General features: G+C 62.7%; 11 protein-coding genes. 5 read left to right on the top strand and 6 right to left on the bottom strand.

What is annotated here, in order from left to right:
• Position 1: 1 nt before the first annotated feature.
• Complete coding sequence (locus BLV45_RS24595) at positions 2-1,489, top strand: efflux transporter outer membrane subunit (RefSeq protein WP_090537531.1); 1,488 nt, start codon at positions 2-4, stop codon at positions 1,487-1,489.
• A gap of 410 nt (positions 1,490-1,899) precedes the next feature.
• Here the strand turns inward: BLV45_RS24595 and BLV45_RS24590 are convergent, their stop codons facing one another.
• Positions 1,900-2,778: a lipid A biosynthesis lauroyl acyltransferase gene (locus BLV45_RS24590; RefSeq protein WP_090537529.1), complete on the bottom strand. Its 879-nt coding sequence runs from the start codon at positions 2,776-2,778 to the stop codon at positions 1,900-1,902.
• A gap of 299 nt (positions 2,779-3,077) precedes the next feature.
• Positions 3,078-5,552: a penicillin-binding protein 1A gene (locus tag BLV45_RS24585; RefSeq protein ID WP_090537527.1), complete on the bottom strand. Its 2,475-nt coding sequence runs from the start codon at positions 5,550-5,552 to the stop codon at positions 3,078-3,080.
• A gap of 610 nt (positions 5,553-6,162) precedes the next feature.
• Here BLV45_RS24585 and BLV45_RS24580 point away from each other — a divergent pair.
• From BLV45_RS24580 to BLV45_RS24570, 3 genes are all read left to right on the top strand, one after another.
• Positions 6,163-6,753, top strand: coding sequence for a hypothetical protein (locus BLV45_RS24580; RefSeq protein ID WP_090537525.1), 591 nt, complete (start codon positions 6,163-6,165; stop codon positions 6,751-6,753).
• A gap of 404 nt (positions 6,754-7,157) precedes the next feature.
• Positions 7,158-7,841 carry a PspA/IM30 family protein gene (locus BLV45_RS24575; RefSeq protein WP_090537523.1) on the top strand — a complete coding sequence of 228 codons (684 nt, stop codon included), beginning with the start codon at positions 7,158-7,160 and terminating at the stop codon, positions 7,839-7,841.
• Positions 7,842-7,999: 158 nt separating this feature from the next.
• Positions 8,000-9,211 (top strand): tetratricopeptide repeat protein, encoded by a 1,212-nt coding sequence (locus tag BLV45_RS24570; RefSeq protein WP_090537663.1) that lies wholly within the window; start codon positions 8,000-8,002, stop codon positions 9,209-9,211.
• Between the two features lie 120 nt (positions 9,212-9,331).
• Here BLV45_RS24570 and BLV45_RS24565 read toward each other — a convergent pair whose 3' ends face one another.
• Positions 9,332-10,102 carry a class I SAM-dependent methyltransferase gene (locus BLV45_RS24565; protein WP_090537661.1) on the bottom strand — a complete coding sequence of 257 codons (771 nt, stop codon included), beginning with the start codon at positions 10,100-10,102 and terminating at the stop codon, positions 9,332-9,334.
• 403 nt (positions 10,103-10,505) lie between these two features.
• On the opposite strand from BLV45_RS24565, the gene BLV45_RS24560 reads away from it, so the two are divergent.
• On the top strand, positions 10,506-11,909 hold the full coding sequence (locus BLV45_RS24560) for a methyl-accepting chemotaxis protein (RefSeq protein ID WP_090537521.1): 1,404 nt from the start codon (positions 10,506-10,508) through the stop codon (positions 11,907-11,909).
• Between the two features lie 812 nt (positions 11,910-12,721).
• On the opposite strand, the gene BLV45_RS24555 is transcribed toward BLV45_RS24560, so the two are convergent.
• From BLV45_RS24555 to BLV45_RS24545, 3 genes are read right to left on the bottom strand one after another with little or no spacing between them, the layout of a single operon-like run.
• Positions 12,722-13,540, bottom strand: coding sequence for an ABC transporter permease subunit (locus tag BLV45_RS24555; RefSeq protein ID WP_090537519.1), 819 nt, complete (start codon positions 13,538-13,540; stop codon positions 12,722-12,724).
• Positions 13,540-14,469, bottom strand: coding sequence for an ABC transporter permease subunit (locus BLV45_RS24550; protein WP_090537517.1), 930 nt, complete (start codon positions 14,467-14,469; stop codon positions 13,540-13,542). Before BLV45_RS24550 ends, BLV45_RS24555 begins: the two co-directional genes overlap by 1 nt.
• Complete coding sequence (locus BLV45_RS24545) at positions 14,466-15,629, bottom strand: ABC transporter ATP-binding protein (RefSeq protein WP_176954242.1); 1,164 nt, start codon at positions 15,627-15,629, stop codon at positions 14,466-14,468. The genes BLV45_RS24550 and BLV45_RS24545 overlap by 4 nt, the downstream gene beginning before the upstream one ends.
• Positions 15,630-15,699 lie beyond the last annotated feature (70 nt).

The following is a 15,699-nucleotide window of genomic DNA, read 5'->3' as shown; positions in this document are numbered from 1 at the left end:
CATGGCCCATGTTTTTTCCACGTATGGCATCACGCGGACGGCGGCCGGCGCGCTCACCCTGTTCGCGCTCGCGGCCTGCTCGTTCGGCCCCAATGGCGAACCGCCTGCGATGCCCGAGCCGGCGCATTACGGCGCCGAAGCGCAGCCAACCCAGACCGTGCCCGCCCAGGGCATCACGCAGCAGTTCGTGGTCGGCGCGAAGGCCGTGCCCGAATGGTGGAAGCAGTTTCAGTCGGACGATCTGAACGCGCTCGTCGACGAAGGCCTGCGCAACAGTCCGACGCTCGCCGCCACGGACCGCAGTCTGGCCGCCGCGCGCGAGCAGTTGCGCGCGCAGATCGGCAGCTCGCTGCTGCCGTCCATCGACGCTGGCGGCCAGGCGACGCGTCAACGCGCGCTGGCGATTCCCGAAGCCGGCCCGAACACGTTTCTGTACAACACGTTTGTCGGCCAGGTTCAGGCGCATTACACGTTCGATATTTTCGGCGCCGCACGGCTCGAAAACGCGGCGCTCGCCGCGCGCGTGGACGTGCAGGCGTACCAGTTCGACGCGGCGCGGCGGGCGCTGGCGGCCAATATCGTGTCCGCGGCGATTGCATCGGCGACGCTGCACGCACAGATCGACGCCACGGTGCGGCTCGTGACGCTCGCCAACGAACAGGCACGCGATACCGTGCGCCGCTACGATCTCGGCGCGGTGTCGCACAGCGATGCGCTCGGTGCGCAGCAAAGCGCGGCGTCGCTCGCGGCGAGCCTTCCGGGCCTGCGCCAGCAATGGACGACGACGCGTCACGCGCTCGCCGTGCTGCTCGGCCGCACGCCCGATGCCGCGCCACCCGATCTCGACCTCGCGCGTATTCACGTGCCCGAACAGGTGCCGGTTTCGGTGCCGTCGGATCTGCTGAAGTCGCGGCCGGACATCCAGGCCGCGGATGCCACGTTGAAGGCCGCCGCTGCCGATGTCGGCGTGGCCACCGCGCAGATGTTCCCGAGTTTGTCGCTTACGGCGTCCATGGGCCAGGGCGGGTTCAGCTGGCCGGTGGCGCTGTCGGGCGCGGGCGCGATCTGGAGCATCGGCGCGTCGCTGTCGCAACCGATCTTCCACGGTGGCGCATTGCTCGCGCAGCGTCGCGCGGCGGTCGATTCTTACGACGCCGCGACCGCGCAATACAAGCAGACGGTGCTCGCCGCATTCCAGAACGTCGCTGATACGCTCGCAGCGCTCGAACACGACGCGCAGGCACTCGATGCGGCGAATTTCGCGGCGCGCTCGGCTCGTGGGATCTTCGATGAAACGTCGGCGCGTTACTGGCTGGGCGCCGTGCCGGTGACATCGACACGATCGAGCGAGCAGCAGTATCGCAACGCGCAACTCGACGAGATCCGTTATACGGGCGCACGGCTCGGCGACACGGCGGCGCTCTTTCAGGCGATGGGCAATCCGGTGCAGGACGTGAAACCCGCCGCTGAAGGTGTGGCGCGGAATTGACCGGCTACGGGTGGTGTTATCCCCAGATTATGTTGATGAGCCTGTGGAGAACGTTCTGACAGAAGGGGTAACACGTTGAGCGCGCAACGAATTTGTCTGGCGGCGAGAAATGCATCGCGACGATGATTTGCGTGTGTGCGACGCACGATCGGGCCGCGCAGGTTATCCCCAGTTTCTGTTGACAGGGCTGTTGATAAGCGTCGGGCGAACGCGGTAAGTCATTGAACAGAATCAGCTTGATCGCAGTGGATCAGGTTCGTGCAGCGCACGGCATTCGGGGATGCACGCCCGCCGCGCGTCGGCTTATCCACAGATCGTGTTGAAAGGGCTGTTGATAACGTTCTGACAGCACACCTAACCCGCTGATCGCAGAACACTTTTCCCTGCTGCAACGAAATCGCGCCTGCGCTTCAGTAGACCGCGGGCTCGCCCTCAGGGCGATGTTTGAACCGCTTGTGGACCCAGTAGTACTGGTCCGGAATCCGCCGCACCTGCGCCTCCAGAAACTCGGTGATGCGACGCGCATCGACCGCCGGATCTTCGGATGGAAAGTCGCTCAGCGCGTCGAATATCTTCAACCGGTAGCCGCGATATTCGGGCAGCACTTCGGTCACGAACGGCACCACGCGCGCATTGCCCGCCTTCGCGAGTCGCGAGACCGACGTCAACGTGCAGGCCTCGACGCCAAAGAACGGCACGAACACCGAATCGCGCAAGCCAAAATCCATGTCGGCCGCGAGCATCACCGGTTTGCCCGCACGCAGCGCGCGCAACGCCTGACGCACACTGTTGCTGCGCGGAATCATTTCCGTGCCGAAGCGGCCGCGCTGGCGCAGCGCCATCGCGTCGAACATCGCGTTCGACATCGGCGTGTACAGCGAGGCGACCGGATGGCGCGTCGAGTACATCATGCAGCCCGCTTCGATGCCGACAAAATGAAAGCCCACGAAGATCGTCGGATGCTCGTGCGCCTGGGCGAGGTCGATCGCACTTTCCACTTCGACGAGGCGCGCCAGCGATTTCGCATTGCCGAACCATTGCGTGCCGCGCTCCACGAAACTGCGGATCACGTGCCGGAAGTGCGCGCGCGCCAGATTTTCGCGCTCAAGCTCGGTCATGTCAGGAAAACATAGCCGCAGATTCGTATGGACGACACGGCGGCGGGAACTGGGGATCCGGTACAGCAGCGAGCCGAGCCCGACTCCGAAACGCGCGACGACTCCATAAGGCAGGAACGCGAGCAGGCGCAGCAGTCCTGTGGCAAGACAGAGGAGAATGCGGTTCTTCAAAGGAGGACCCGGTAAGTGAGGCGTTTGGGGCGATCGCGTCGTGCCCGGGCCGGAAACACCGGACACCCGAAACGCTGACCGTCTTGGCCGGCGGGCATGCGCACGCCGTAACCGGGGTGAGACGCTGCGCCTGGTGCGCAAAATTATCCTGCGGTATTCACAGCAAAGGCAATAGTTACTTACCAGTGCAGATTACAGTATGTGTCGCGCACCGGACCCCGGCATCCGGGGTCCGGTACACGCATTTCGCCGTGTTTCCACGTGCTTCGGCGTGCTTTGACGTGTTGCACCGTTATACATCAGGGCTTGTTCGATTCGAACAGGTCCATGATCTGTTTCTTTTCGCTCGACGAAACATCGGGCGGCGTCAGGCCAGCGGGCCCCACGCCCCCCACCGCGCTCGTGCCGCCCGCAAGCGGATTGGCGGTATCCATGCCGATGCTCGCGACAAAGCCGTTACCCGGCGTCTCGTTGGAATAGAACAGTTCACCATCGACCTGCGTGACCGTATCGGGCATCGGCGGCTCTTCCTGCGGCACGCCACGCAGCGCGCGCTGCATGTACTCGACCCAGATCGGCAATGCGAGCTGCGCGCCGAATTCACGGCTGCCGAGCGACCTGGGCTGGTCGTAGCCCATCCACGCCACCGCCACGAGCGACTTCTGGTAGCCGGCGAACCAGCCGTCCTTGGCGTCGTTCGTCGTGCCCGTCTTGCCCTGCAGGTCCGAACGATGCAGCACGTTCGTGCCGGCGCCGGTGCCCGCGGTGGCCACGGAGTGCAGCAGGCTGTTCATGATGTACGCGTTACGCGGCTCGATCGTGCGCGGCGCATCGCGGCCGGCGGTCAACGGCTGCGCACGCGAAATCAGCTGGCCGCGTGCATCGGTGACTTCGGCGATCAGATACGGATTGATCCGGTAGCCGCCGTTCGCGAACACCGCGTACGCGCCCGCCGACTGCAACGGCGTCACGAGACCCGCGCCGAGCGCCAGCGGCAGATACGGCGGCGTCTTGTCGACATCGAAGCCGAAGCGCTGCGTCACGAAATCCTGCGCGTACTTCGTGCCGATGAACGACAGGATGCGGATCGACACCAGGTTCTTCGATTTTTCGAGCGCGAGACGCATCGACATCGGACCTTCCGGCTGGTCGTCGTCCTTGGGCTCCCACGCCTCGCCGCCCGGCGTGGTCGGCGGAAACGACAGCGGCGCGTCGTTGATGATCGTCGCCGGTCCGAGGCCCTTGTCGAGCGAGGCCGAATAGATGAACGGCTTGAAGCTCGACCCCGGCTGGCGCCATGCCTGCGTCACGTGGTTGAACTTGTTCTTGTTGAAGTCGAAACCGCCGACGAGCGAGCGGATCGCGCCGTCCTGCGGCTCAAGCGCGACGAGCGCGCCTTCGACCTGCGGCAACTGCGTGATCTGCCAGTTGCCCTTCGCATCGGCGATCAGGCGCACGATCGAGCCCGGCTTGATGCGTTGGGCCTGCGCGGCACGCGGGCTCAACGCCGCGGCGGCGAACTTCAGGCCCTCGCCGCTGACCGTCGCGACCGTACCGTCGACGAACTGCGCCTTCACTTCCTTCGGCGTCGCGGCAATCACGACAGCCGCGACGATTTCTCCGTTGTCGGGATGATCGGCGAGCGCGTCGTCGATGGCCTGGTCGCGGTCGTCGCTGTCCGACGGCAACTCGATAAACCCTTCAGGGCCGTGATAGCCGTGACGCCGCTCATAATCCATCACGCCCTTGCGCACGGCCTGGTAGGCCGCGTCCTGATCGGCGGAATCGATCGTCGTCGTGACGTTCAGCCCGCGCGTGTAGGTTTCGTCGCGATACTGCGCGTACATCATCTGACGCACCATTTCCGCGACATACTCGGCGTGTACGCTGTATTCGTTGCCCGACACCTTCACGTGAATCTGTTCCTTCACGGCCTGGTCGTACTGCGGCTGCGTGATGTAGTTCAGATCGAGCATGCGCTTCAGGATGTATTCCTGACGGATTTTCGCGCGCTTCAGATTCACGACCGGGTTATACGCGGAAGGCGCTTTCGGCAGGCCCGCGAGCATGGCGGCCTCGGCCAGCGTGATGTCTTTCAGGTCCTTGCCGAAGTACACGCGCGCGGCGGCCGCGAAGCCGTAAGCGCGCTCGCCCAGATAGATCTGGTTCATGTACACCTCGAGGATCTGATCTTTCGTCAGCGCGCGCTCGATCTTGTACGCAAGCATCATTTCGTAGATCTTGCGCGTGTAGGTCTTCTCGCTCGACAGGAAGAAGTTGCGCGCGACCTGCATCGTGATCGTGCTCGCGCCCTGCGCGCTGCCGCCGTGCATCAGGTCGGCCAGGCCGGCACGCAGGATACCGACGAAGTCGACGCCGCCATGTTCGTAAAAGCGGTAGTCCTCGATCGCGAGCACCGCTTTTTTCATCTGGTCAGGGATATCGGCGAAACGCACGATACTGCGGCGCTCTTCGCCGAACTCGCCGATCAGCACGTGATCGGCTGTGTAGACGCGCAACGGCACCTTCGGCCGGTAATCGGTCAGCGCATCGAGCGGCGGCAGTTGCGGCCCCATCACGACGAGCGCGTAACCGGCGATCAGCGCACCCACGACGGCAACGGTAGCGATCAGGCCGGTAAACCAGAGGGCGATCGTCACGCCGATCGAACGGCCGCGCGGTTCGTCACGATCTCGATGGGAGCCGGCGTCGCGGCGGTCTGGATTCCGGTCGTGGGCCGGATGATTTGAAGGCGGTCGTTTGATAATTGGCATGACTTGTAGGGTTAGCGCCTGAACTGCACGCCTTCTGCGCACGCGTCGCGCGCGCGGATCATCGTCGTGGCAGGCCGCGCATCGCGCAGGCCACACCGACGGGGTTACATGCTGTCGAAAAAGCGCCGCATTGCCCGGACAAATGAACGGCAAACCCGCTGACGCCCCCATGCGGCCCAACACCCCCGGCGGCCGCACAGCGCACGGCCCCCAACGGCGGCCGCAACTTGACAGCGCATTTTAAAGAATTCGGACAGAGGTCTACCCGATTTTTTTGTAAGAATTCCCTGCGGATGGTACCCCGCAAGTCGATTCAGGTCTTTTGTCGGGGAACGAGGGGTTATCCACACAAAATGTGCAAAGGCCTGTGGACAATAGCGCGGGAAAGGCTACAACTCATTGAAGTCACGGCTTTTTCCCGCGACGCCCGATTTTGTCACGTTCTTCGTGACGGGTGCCGCCGTTGCCCCGGAGCGCAGTTCGTGCGATGCCCGTTTCGCATCCGCACGAGTCGCCTTATGATGATCCTGTCACGCCGGTTCGCCGGGGTGAGCGCCCGCAATAACCAGCTGCAAGCCGCAAAAACGGGTAAAACCCACGCGAGCCGATCATGAACAAGCCTAGCGAACGCATCGTCGTATTCGTCACGCCCGCGCAGAAACGCGCGATTGCCTCGACCGCCGAGGGGCTCGGCATCAGTGTCAGCGAACTGATACGGCGCGCCGTACTGAGCTTCGGCGCGACCAGCGAGCAGGTCAAGGCGGCCAGCATCGTCGACCGGCTACGGGCGCCACGCGAGCCAGACGCGCTCAACGAGGCGCTGCGCAAGGCCGCACGCGGCACGCGGCACACGCATGCGGCGCAAGCCCAACCCGTACTGCTGCCGTCGGAATCCGTGCGCGTACAGCCCGTACAGCCCGGTCTCGCCGCGCAGGCGGACCACGCGCCGTCCCGTGTCGCCCCGCTGGCTTTCGAGCCGGCCGAGGATCTGCCGTCCGATACACCCGCGTTCGACCCCGCGACCGCAACCGAAGAGGAAATGCGCAACGCCGCTGAAGCGGTCGCGCGCGTGGCGGCAGCGAAAGCGGCGTCGCTGGCGGCGCATCCGGCGGACACAACCGATGTCCTGCGCTCGCCCGCACGAGTGGGCGACGAACACGACGCCGACAGCGATCCCACCACCGGTGGCCGCTTCGCGTGACATAACCGGCCTCGCGCTGACAAAAAACCACCCTGCATCGGGCCACCGGCCGTGGCCCGATTTCAATCGAATCCGCTCCCGAATCGTCTTTTCATACACCACTGAGACACGGGCATGCATCCGCGGTAATCACTGCGTTTTGAAACCTTTTTGAAACATGTCTTTAAGTCCGCTTTAAGACATGCCGTGGTGTAATATCCGCGAGCGACTGGACCCGGGCCCGTGCACTTTTCATGACAGTGAATCCGCGGCAATGGCGCGATCGAAAACCGCACCCATTGCAATTCGCGGAATCGGCCCGATGTGGGGACCGGCCGCCTGCGCAATGAAGCGCGCAGCGGCGTAAGCTGTCGGTTAAATGCGCCCGGATTTTCCAGCGCCGAATTCAATCTACGGAGGTATTCATGTCGCTATTTGACACCGTCTCGCGCACGCTCAAAGGTCTCCTGAACGACGCGGCTGATTCCGTGCAGGATCCTTCGCGCGATTCGCGCCAGATCGTGCGCGAACTCGACGACAGCATCGCGAAAGCGGAAAACTCGCTGATCGAAATCCAGGCGCAGGTCGCGACGCAGCAAAGCAAGCGCGACGTCGCCGCCGACAAGGCAAAAAAATACGAGGACGGCGCAAAGCGCGCGCTGCAGGGCGGCGACGAAGCGCTGGCCCGCGAAGCACTCGGCGCGCAGGCAACGGCCGAAGCCGAACGCAACGCGCTGGCTTCCGAACTGTCCACGCTCGAACCCTCGGTCGATCAACTGAAACAGCAGATCGACGAAATGCGCCAGCGTCGTAACGACCTGAATGCACGCTCGAACATCCTGCAGGCGAAGCAGCAGATCGCGCAGGCCAAGGATGTCGCCGCAACGGCGCTCGGCGGTATCGGCGGCAAGAACCTGTCGGAAGATTTCCAGAAGCTCGAAGACAAGGTGGCGCTGTCGAACGCGCGTTCCGACGCGCGCCTGAATTCCGCCGACGTGAAAAGCGGCAAGGCGCTCGACGACAAGCTCGCGGACCTGGATCGCGGCCCGTCCGTGGAAGACCGCCTCGAAGCATTGAAGAAGCAGTTGAACACACCGGCGCAGCAGTAACCCGCCGGACCGGTGCGGTGCCGCGCGCGTCAGGTCCGGTTCGACCGTCGTGGCCACGGTGGTGGTCGTGGCCTCGTCGTTCGAACCTGGCGTGACGCGCGGCGTCGCATCTGATATCGATTGCCATGGAGACGGGCGTGAAGTCGCCTGGTCGCATCATGAAAAGATTTTTCGCAGCGGCGTTCGTGTCGTTGATGCTGGTGTCAGGCGCCGCGTTTGCGCTGCCCACCGCGACGCAGATCGAAACCGCCATGCAGCAGGGCAACTGGCAGCAGGCTGACGCTGGCCTGACGCAGGTGCTGCAGGCGCATCCGAACAATGCGCGGGCGCATTATCTGTACGCGCAGGTGCTCGACCGCGAAGGCCGTCACGCCGACGCGCTCGCGCAGATCCAGCAGGCGAAGACGCTCGATCCGCAGGTCCGCTTCACCGATCCGTCGCGCTTCGCTCAGACAGAGGCGCGCATTCGCAACAACGCGGCCCGCGCCGGCGCCATCCAGACAAACCGTACACCCACGCCCTTCGCGCAGCAGGCCACACCGGCCGCGCAGATCCAGCAGCAAGCGGCGATGCAGCCGGTCGTGCCGCAACGTCATGGACCTTCGATGGGCCTGTGGCTCGGCCTCGTGTTTGTCGTTGTCGTGATCGCATTCGTGCTGCGCTGGACGCTAAAGCGCGCGCGCTCGAAAGACGATTCCCGTGTCGACGACGATCGCCGTGCGCAACTGAAACGCGCGACGGAACTGCTCAACGCCGTGCGTTCGCTAAAGCTCGACGTGAAAATCTCGACGGTACCCGGACACGAGGCGCTGGAAAAGGAAGTGGAAGGTGCCGAAACGCAGTTGCGGCAGCTCGTCGAAACATTGTCGGGCAGCCCGAACCCGGTGCCGCCGTATCAGCTCGACGATCTCGAACGCCAGGTCGAAAGCCTGAAGGCACGTGCCGAGGGGCGTCCCGACCCGAATGCGTCCGGCGCGGCGGCGTACGGCCCGGGTCCGCTCGGCAGCGGCGACTCGGCGTATGCGCGTGAGGCCGACGAGCGCTTCGGCCGTCAGCAGCCGCCCTACCCGTATCCGCAACAACCGGTGCCACAACAACAACCGCCCGTCATCGTCCAGCAAGGCGGCGGATTTGGCGGTGGCATGGGCGGTCTGCTGACCGGCGTGCTGCTTGGTCAGGTGCTGAATTCCGGCGGCCGCGATCGCATCATCGAACGTGACGTGCTGGTCGATCCCGACGAGGCGCGCCGGCGTGCCGGCGGCGGCGACGTCGATTTCGGCCAGGGCTCGAACGACTGGAGCGACGGCGGTGGCGGTGGCGGCATCGACATGGGCAGCAGCGACGACTCCGGCGGCTGGAGCGATACCTGAGCATCGCTGCCAGTCCACGCGCACGGCAGAACGGGAACAGGCTCCATTTCGGAGCCTGTTTTTTTGCCTGACGTTTCCGCTTCTTTCAGTTTCCATTTCGATGAATGCGCCGGCCTGCCTCTAGACGTTCGCCGGACCGCCGACGTACAGACGCGTTTCGTAAGCAAAGTCGACCGTGCCGTTTGTCGCGGTGTGGTCGAACAGTTCGCGTAACGCGACGAGCATGGGTTCGTGATCCGGATGCCCCGCCCCGGGTGCGAACGACGACGACATCAGCCGTCCTTTCAGTCCATCGAAATCCAGCTGCTGTGCGTTCGAAAACGTTGCCTTGTGCGCGAAGCCGTTGTCGAACCAGGCGGCCATCGCCGCGTCGTCGCCGTAGCGCTCCGACACCTCCGTGTAGTCGACGCCATAGCGCTTGAGCAATGCCTCAAAGCCGACAAGAAACGTCGTGCCGCTGAGCAGACGACTGTTCCAGAAAAGCGCGACGAGACCGCCTGGTCTCACGATGCGCGCGAATTCGCGGCGGGCCGTCGCTGGATCGAACCAGTGGACGGCCTGCGCGGCGATGACGAGGTCGACGCTGGCGTCACCCAACGTGGTGGCTTCGGCCGTGCCCGCCCTGCTGCTGAAACCGTCGAAACCCGACAACCATGCATCGGCCGCGTTGCGCATCGCCTCGTTCGGTTCGACGGCGACGACCGGGTGGCCCGCATCGAGAAAGAGCTTCGCGGAGATGCCCGTTCCCGCGCCGATATCGGCAACCCGCGCGCCGTTCGCGAGACCGCAGACGTCGTGCAGGAACGTGACCACTTCGCGTGGATAGCCTGGACGGTACTTCACATAATCGGCGACGCGGTTCGTGAAGCGCCGGGTGGAATCCAGATTCATCGACATATCCTGTGCATGGTGTGGTGCGGCGTCCAACGTTACCCGGAAACGCGCGCGCCTGCCTGACGCGAAACGTTCAGCCCCCGCCGAGCAGCAGCAGGAGGCCCCACAAAAACTTGCAGACCAGCACGATCAGCGCCCATAGCTGCTCGAGCTGCTGCCAGCCTGCGATGCTGAATAAAACCTCGAACATAAAGTGGCGGGCGAAAAGTTGAGTGGGGGTGAAAACCGTAGCGCCGACGGGAACGATGCCGAAGCCTCCATGATATCGACCGAGGGATAGTCCGTATCAAGTCGTGTGAAAGCGCGCCGTAAACGCAGGGAAGAAAACGCGGCGTCCGCGCGGGCGAACCCGGGAGCATATCGATTCGCCGATGCGGTTTGCGACAACAAGGAGACATCCATGACGGGCTTCAGCTTTCGCCGGAAGGACCGATCGAACTCAGTGGTCGGCGATATTGCGACGCAGGCGGGCAAACTGGGCATCGAGATCTGCGACGTGTCGGGGCACGTCGACGAAGTCGCCGCGCGCGTTCAGCGCCAGGCGCAGGTGTGCCGGGCGTTACGCGAATCCGCGGCTCTGACGATGCAGGGCAACGAGCGCATCGCCACGGCTGCGCGCGAGATGCGCACCGTCACCGCCGACGCCGCGAGTGGCGTGCAGGAATCGCAGCAGACGCTGCAGGCTTCGCTGGCGGACATACATGGGCTGGTTGAGGGCGTGACCGTCATCGAGAGCCAGATTGGCGCGTTGCGCTCCGCGCTGGCCCACGTGAGCCGCGTCTCCGAGGAGATTTCGCTGATTGCGCGACAGACGCATCTGCTTGCGCTGAACGCCGCGATCGAAGCCGCTCGCGCCGGCGATTCCGGCAAGAGCTTCGCGGTGGTTGCCGCCGAGGTGAAGAATCTGTCGGCGAAGACTGCGCAGGCCACCGGTCAGATCGAGACGACGCTTGCGCAGTTGACCCAGCAGACCGAGCAGCTGATTTCGGAGGGATCGGTGAACACGGCGCGTGCGCATCGGGTGCGGGAAGGCACGCGCAAAATTGGCGACGTCGTGCATTCGACGGGCGAAGCGATCACGCAGCTGAACGCCGAAGCGAGCCAGATTGCGACGTTGACGGGCGAGATCGAGACGCAGTGCCACGGGCTGGAGGCGCAGGTCGTGGAGATGGCGAGCGACGTCGAGAATTCGAGCGAGAACTTCGTGCAGGCGAAGGACCGGCTGGGCAATCTGCTGGGCGTATCCGAGACGCTGATCGAGTTGACGGCCGCGACGGGCGTGGAGACGGCCGACACGCGGTTTATCGAGGCCATCGAGGACGCTGCGGCGAAGGTGGGCAAGGTGTTCGAGGCGGCGCTTGCGCGTGGTGATATTACGCTGGCCGATCTGTTCGATACGGCTTATGTTCCGGTGCCCGGAACGAATCCACCGCAGTTCATGACGCGGTTCACCGCGTTTACCGATCGCGTGTTGCCGGCGATACAGGAGCCTTTGCTGAAGCTCGACGAGCGCGTTGCGTTTTGTGCTGCTATCGATGCGAGGGGATATTTGCCGACGCATAACCTGAAGTTTTCGCGGCCGCAGGGGGAGGATCCTGTGTGGAATGCGGCGAATTGCCGGAACCGGCGGATGTTCAATGACCGGACAGGGTTGGCCGCTGGCGCGAATACGAAGCGGTTTCTTCTGCAGACGTATCGGCGGGATATGGGGGGCGGGGAGTTTGTGTTGATGAAAGATGCGTCGGCGCCCGTTGTTGTCGCCGGGCGGCATTGGGGTGGGGTTCGGGTTGGATATCGGGTTTAGGTTTTTTCGTTTTTCTGTTTTTTTTGTTTTTCTGTTTTTCTGTTGTTTTGGGTTTTTGGCCTTTCCTTGTATTCATGTCGGCCTATTAGCGTTGCCCCTGTGCGGGGCGGCACCTACTTTTCTTTGTCTTCCAAAGAAAAGTAGGCAAAAGAAAGGCGCTCCGACAGCTCATTTCTTCAAGGCGGATCTTTAGCGGGGAATGGCAACCCGTGAGGTGTCGCCCTCGCGCTTCAACCGGTATCGGTCCCCGCGCGATTCCATTCCGCGTGCGTTCAACGCCCGTGACAAAGGGCTCATCCACCCCACTCCGCACTACGTGCGTCGCGGATGGGTGTAGTCCTACCGCCGCTCGCGCATTAACACGAGCACGCCCCGGCAAACATATCCGTCTCGCCCGAAATCAAAATCGGAAAGTCGCCTCCCCTCAGTCCCGCGGTTCGGTGGCTCGGTGGCCTGGTGGCGAAGACCTATCAGTTACGCCGATCGAAGGCAGCGGGGCGATTATGCCGATCGACGACGCGCGAAGCGCGGAGTCGGGTGGATGAGCCCTTTGTCACGGGCGGTGCTGTGCGGGAGATCAGATCGCGCGCGGACCAGCGCGGCTTGGAGCGCGAGGGCGACACCTCACGGGTTGCCATTCCCGATGAATGACGCACCGAGAAAAGATCGCATTTCGGAGCGCCTTTCTTTTGCCTACTTTTCTTTGGAAGACAAAGAAAAGTAGGTGCCGCCCCGCACAGGGGCAACACTAATAGACCGACATGAACACAAGGAAAGGCCAAAAACCCAGAACAACAAAAAAACAAAAAAAACTACATCGCCATAGCAAGCCGCCTCCTCTCAGCATTCTGCATAAACCGGTTAGCCACAACAACCCCAACCGTGACAACGGAAATAAACAACGTGGCAAGCGCATTCATCTCGGGGTTCAACCCGAGCCTCACACGTGAAAAAACAACCAGCGGCAAAGTAGTCGATCCAGGCCCGGACAAAAACGCCGACAACACAAGATCATCGATCGAAAGCGTAAACGACAGCAGCCACCCGGCAACAAGCGCCTGGGAAATCAACGGCAACGTAACCGCAAAGAACACCCTGAACGGCGTAGCCCCGAGATCCAGCGCGGCCTCTTCAAGCGACGGGTTCAAATCCCTCACCCGCGACTGCACAATAATCGCGACATACGAAATGCACAGCATCACATGCCCGATCCAGATCGTGAAAATCCCCCGCTCGGCAGGCCACCCCAGCCACTTGCCCATTTCGACGAAAAGCAGCAACAACGAAATCCCCTGGATGACCTCTGGAATCACCAGCGGCGCATTGATCATCCCGGTATAAAGCGTAAAACCACGAAACCGCCCCATCCGCGCAAGCACAAACCCCGCCCACGTGCCAATGAACACCGACGCAAACGCAGTCAGCAACCCAATCCGCAAGGAAAGCCACGCAGCAGCAATCAGCTCGTCATCCTCAAGCAACGCCTGATACCAGCGCACGGAAAATTTCGTCCACACGGTCACCAGTTGCGATTCGTTGAACGAATACACCACCAGGCTCACAATCGGTATGTACAGAAACAGAAACCCAATGCCAAGCGCGACGATCTGCAAATAACGATTCGGCTTCATCAGCGGCTATCCTCCAGCTCCTTCGCCTGCGCATACTGAAAGAGCGCCATCGGCACCAGCAGCAGCACAACCATCGCACACGTCACCGCGGACGCCATCGGCCAGTCGGCATTGTCGAAGAACTCATTCCACATCACGCGACCGATCATCAACGTATTCGCGCCACCCAGCAGCTCCGGAATCACATACTCGCCAACCGCCGGAATGAACACCAGCAGGCATCCCGCGATAATCCCGTTCTTCGACAGCGGCAGCGTGATCTGCACAAACGCCTTCCACGGTTTCGCGCCAAGGTCGTATGCGGCCTCGAGCAGCGTCAGGTCCATCTTCACCAGATGCGCGTACAACGGCATCACGAGGAACGGCAGGTATGAATACACCATGCCGATGTAGACAGCCGTGTTCGTGTGATAAAGCTCGATCGGCGCGTGAATCACGCCGATCGACATCAGGAAGTTATTCAGCAGCCCGTTGTTCTTCAGAATCCCGATCCACGCGTACACGCGAATCAGAAACGACGTCCAGAACGGCAACATCACGGCCATCAGCAGGATATTGCGCGTCGACGGATTCGAACGCGCAATGTAATACGCCATCGGATAACCCAGCAGCAGGCACAACAGCGTCGAAATCGCCGCCACCACCACCGAATTCACGTAAGTCGCGAAATACAGGCTGTCAGTGACGAGAAACGCGTAGTGCGACAGGTCCAGCGCGATATGCAGCACGCCGTCCTTCATCGACGTCAGTTCGGTATACGGCGGAATGCTCATCTGAAGATCGGCAAAACTGATCTTCACCACCAGCACGAACGGCACGAGGAAAAACAGCAGCAGCCACAGGAACGGCCCGGCCACGACCGCGGTGCGCCCGGTCAGCCCAAAGCGCCGCACGGGCCACGATGCGAACGAACTCATCGACCGCTTCATGACGTCAGCACCACGCCGGCAGACGCGCTCCAGCGCACATAGATCTCGTCGCCCCACGTCGGCGTCTCGATCTCGGAGATCGCGAGGCTCGACACGTTCGCGATCACGGTCTTGCCGCCGTCGAGTTTGACGTGATACAGCGAATAGCCGCCCATGTACGCAATATTCGTGATGACGCCCCTGCCCCAGTTGTACGCGCCTTCAGGTGGCTTGCGCGTGAGCGCGATGCGCTCGGGCCGCACGGAAATGGTCACCGGCATGCCGAGCGGACCGGTGATGCCATGGTTCACGTACATACGGCACGGCAGGTCCGGCGTTTCGATGAACACGTGATCCGGCTCGTCCTCGACGACGTTGCCGTCGAACAGGTTCGTCGAGCCAATGAATTCCGCCGAGAACCGGCTGTTCGGATATTCGTAGACTTCATGCGGCGTGCCGAGCTGCACGATCTCGCCCTCGCTCATCACGGCAAGACGCCCCGCCATCGTCATCGCTTCTTCCTGATCGTGCGTCACCATGATGCACGTCACGCCAACGGTGTCGAGAATGTTGACGAGTTCGATCTGCGTGCGCTGACGGATCTGCTTGTCGAGTGCCGACATCGGTTCGTCGAGCAGCAGGAGCTTCGGGCGTTTGACGAGGCTGCGCGCCAGCGCGACGCGCTGCTGCTGGCCGCCCGACAGTTGATGCGGCTTGCGCTTCGCGAAGCGGCCCATCTGCACGAGTTCGAGCACGGTCTGCACCCGGTCGCGCAGTTCGGCCTTCGGCACGCCTTCCTGCTTCAGGCCAAACGCGATGTTCGATTCGACAGTCATGTGCGGAAAAAGCGCATACGACTGGAACATCATGTTCACCGGCCGGCGATACGGCGGCATCTGCGCGAGGTCTTCGCCGTCGATCAGGATCCTGCCCGACGTTACGGTTTCGAGGCCGGCCAGCATGCGCAGGAGCGTCGACTTTCCGCAACCGGAACTGCCGAGCAACGCAAACAGCTCGCCTTTTTCGACGTTCAGGTTCACGCCCTTGACCGCGACGGTTTCGCCGAACTTCTTGACGACGTCGACGATCTGCACGAAGTTTTCCGCCGCTTCGCCTGCGACGAAGGAATTGCCCGGGGGCAGCGCGCCGGCCCCTGCCGGCGCGCCTGACTGGTCACTCATGATCTGCTGCTTCGCTCCTGCGTTTGACGAACAAAGCCCCCGGTGAACACCGGGGGCTTCTTGATGTGCA

The organism is Paraburkholderia sartisoli (assembly GCF_900107685.1).
Taxonomy (GTDB): domain Bacteria; phylum Pseudomonadota; class Gammaproteobacteria; order Burkholderiales; family Burkholderiaceae; genus Paraburkholderia; species Paraburkholderia sartisoli.
The sequence above is the reverse complement of the archived record's forward strand: the minus strand, read 5'-3'. Positions and strand labels throughout refer to the sequence as shown.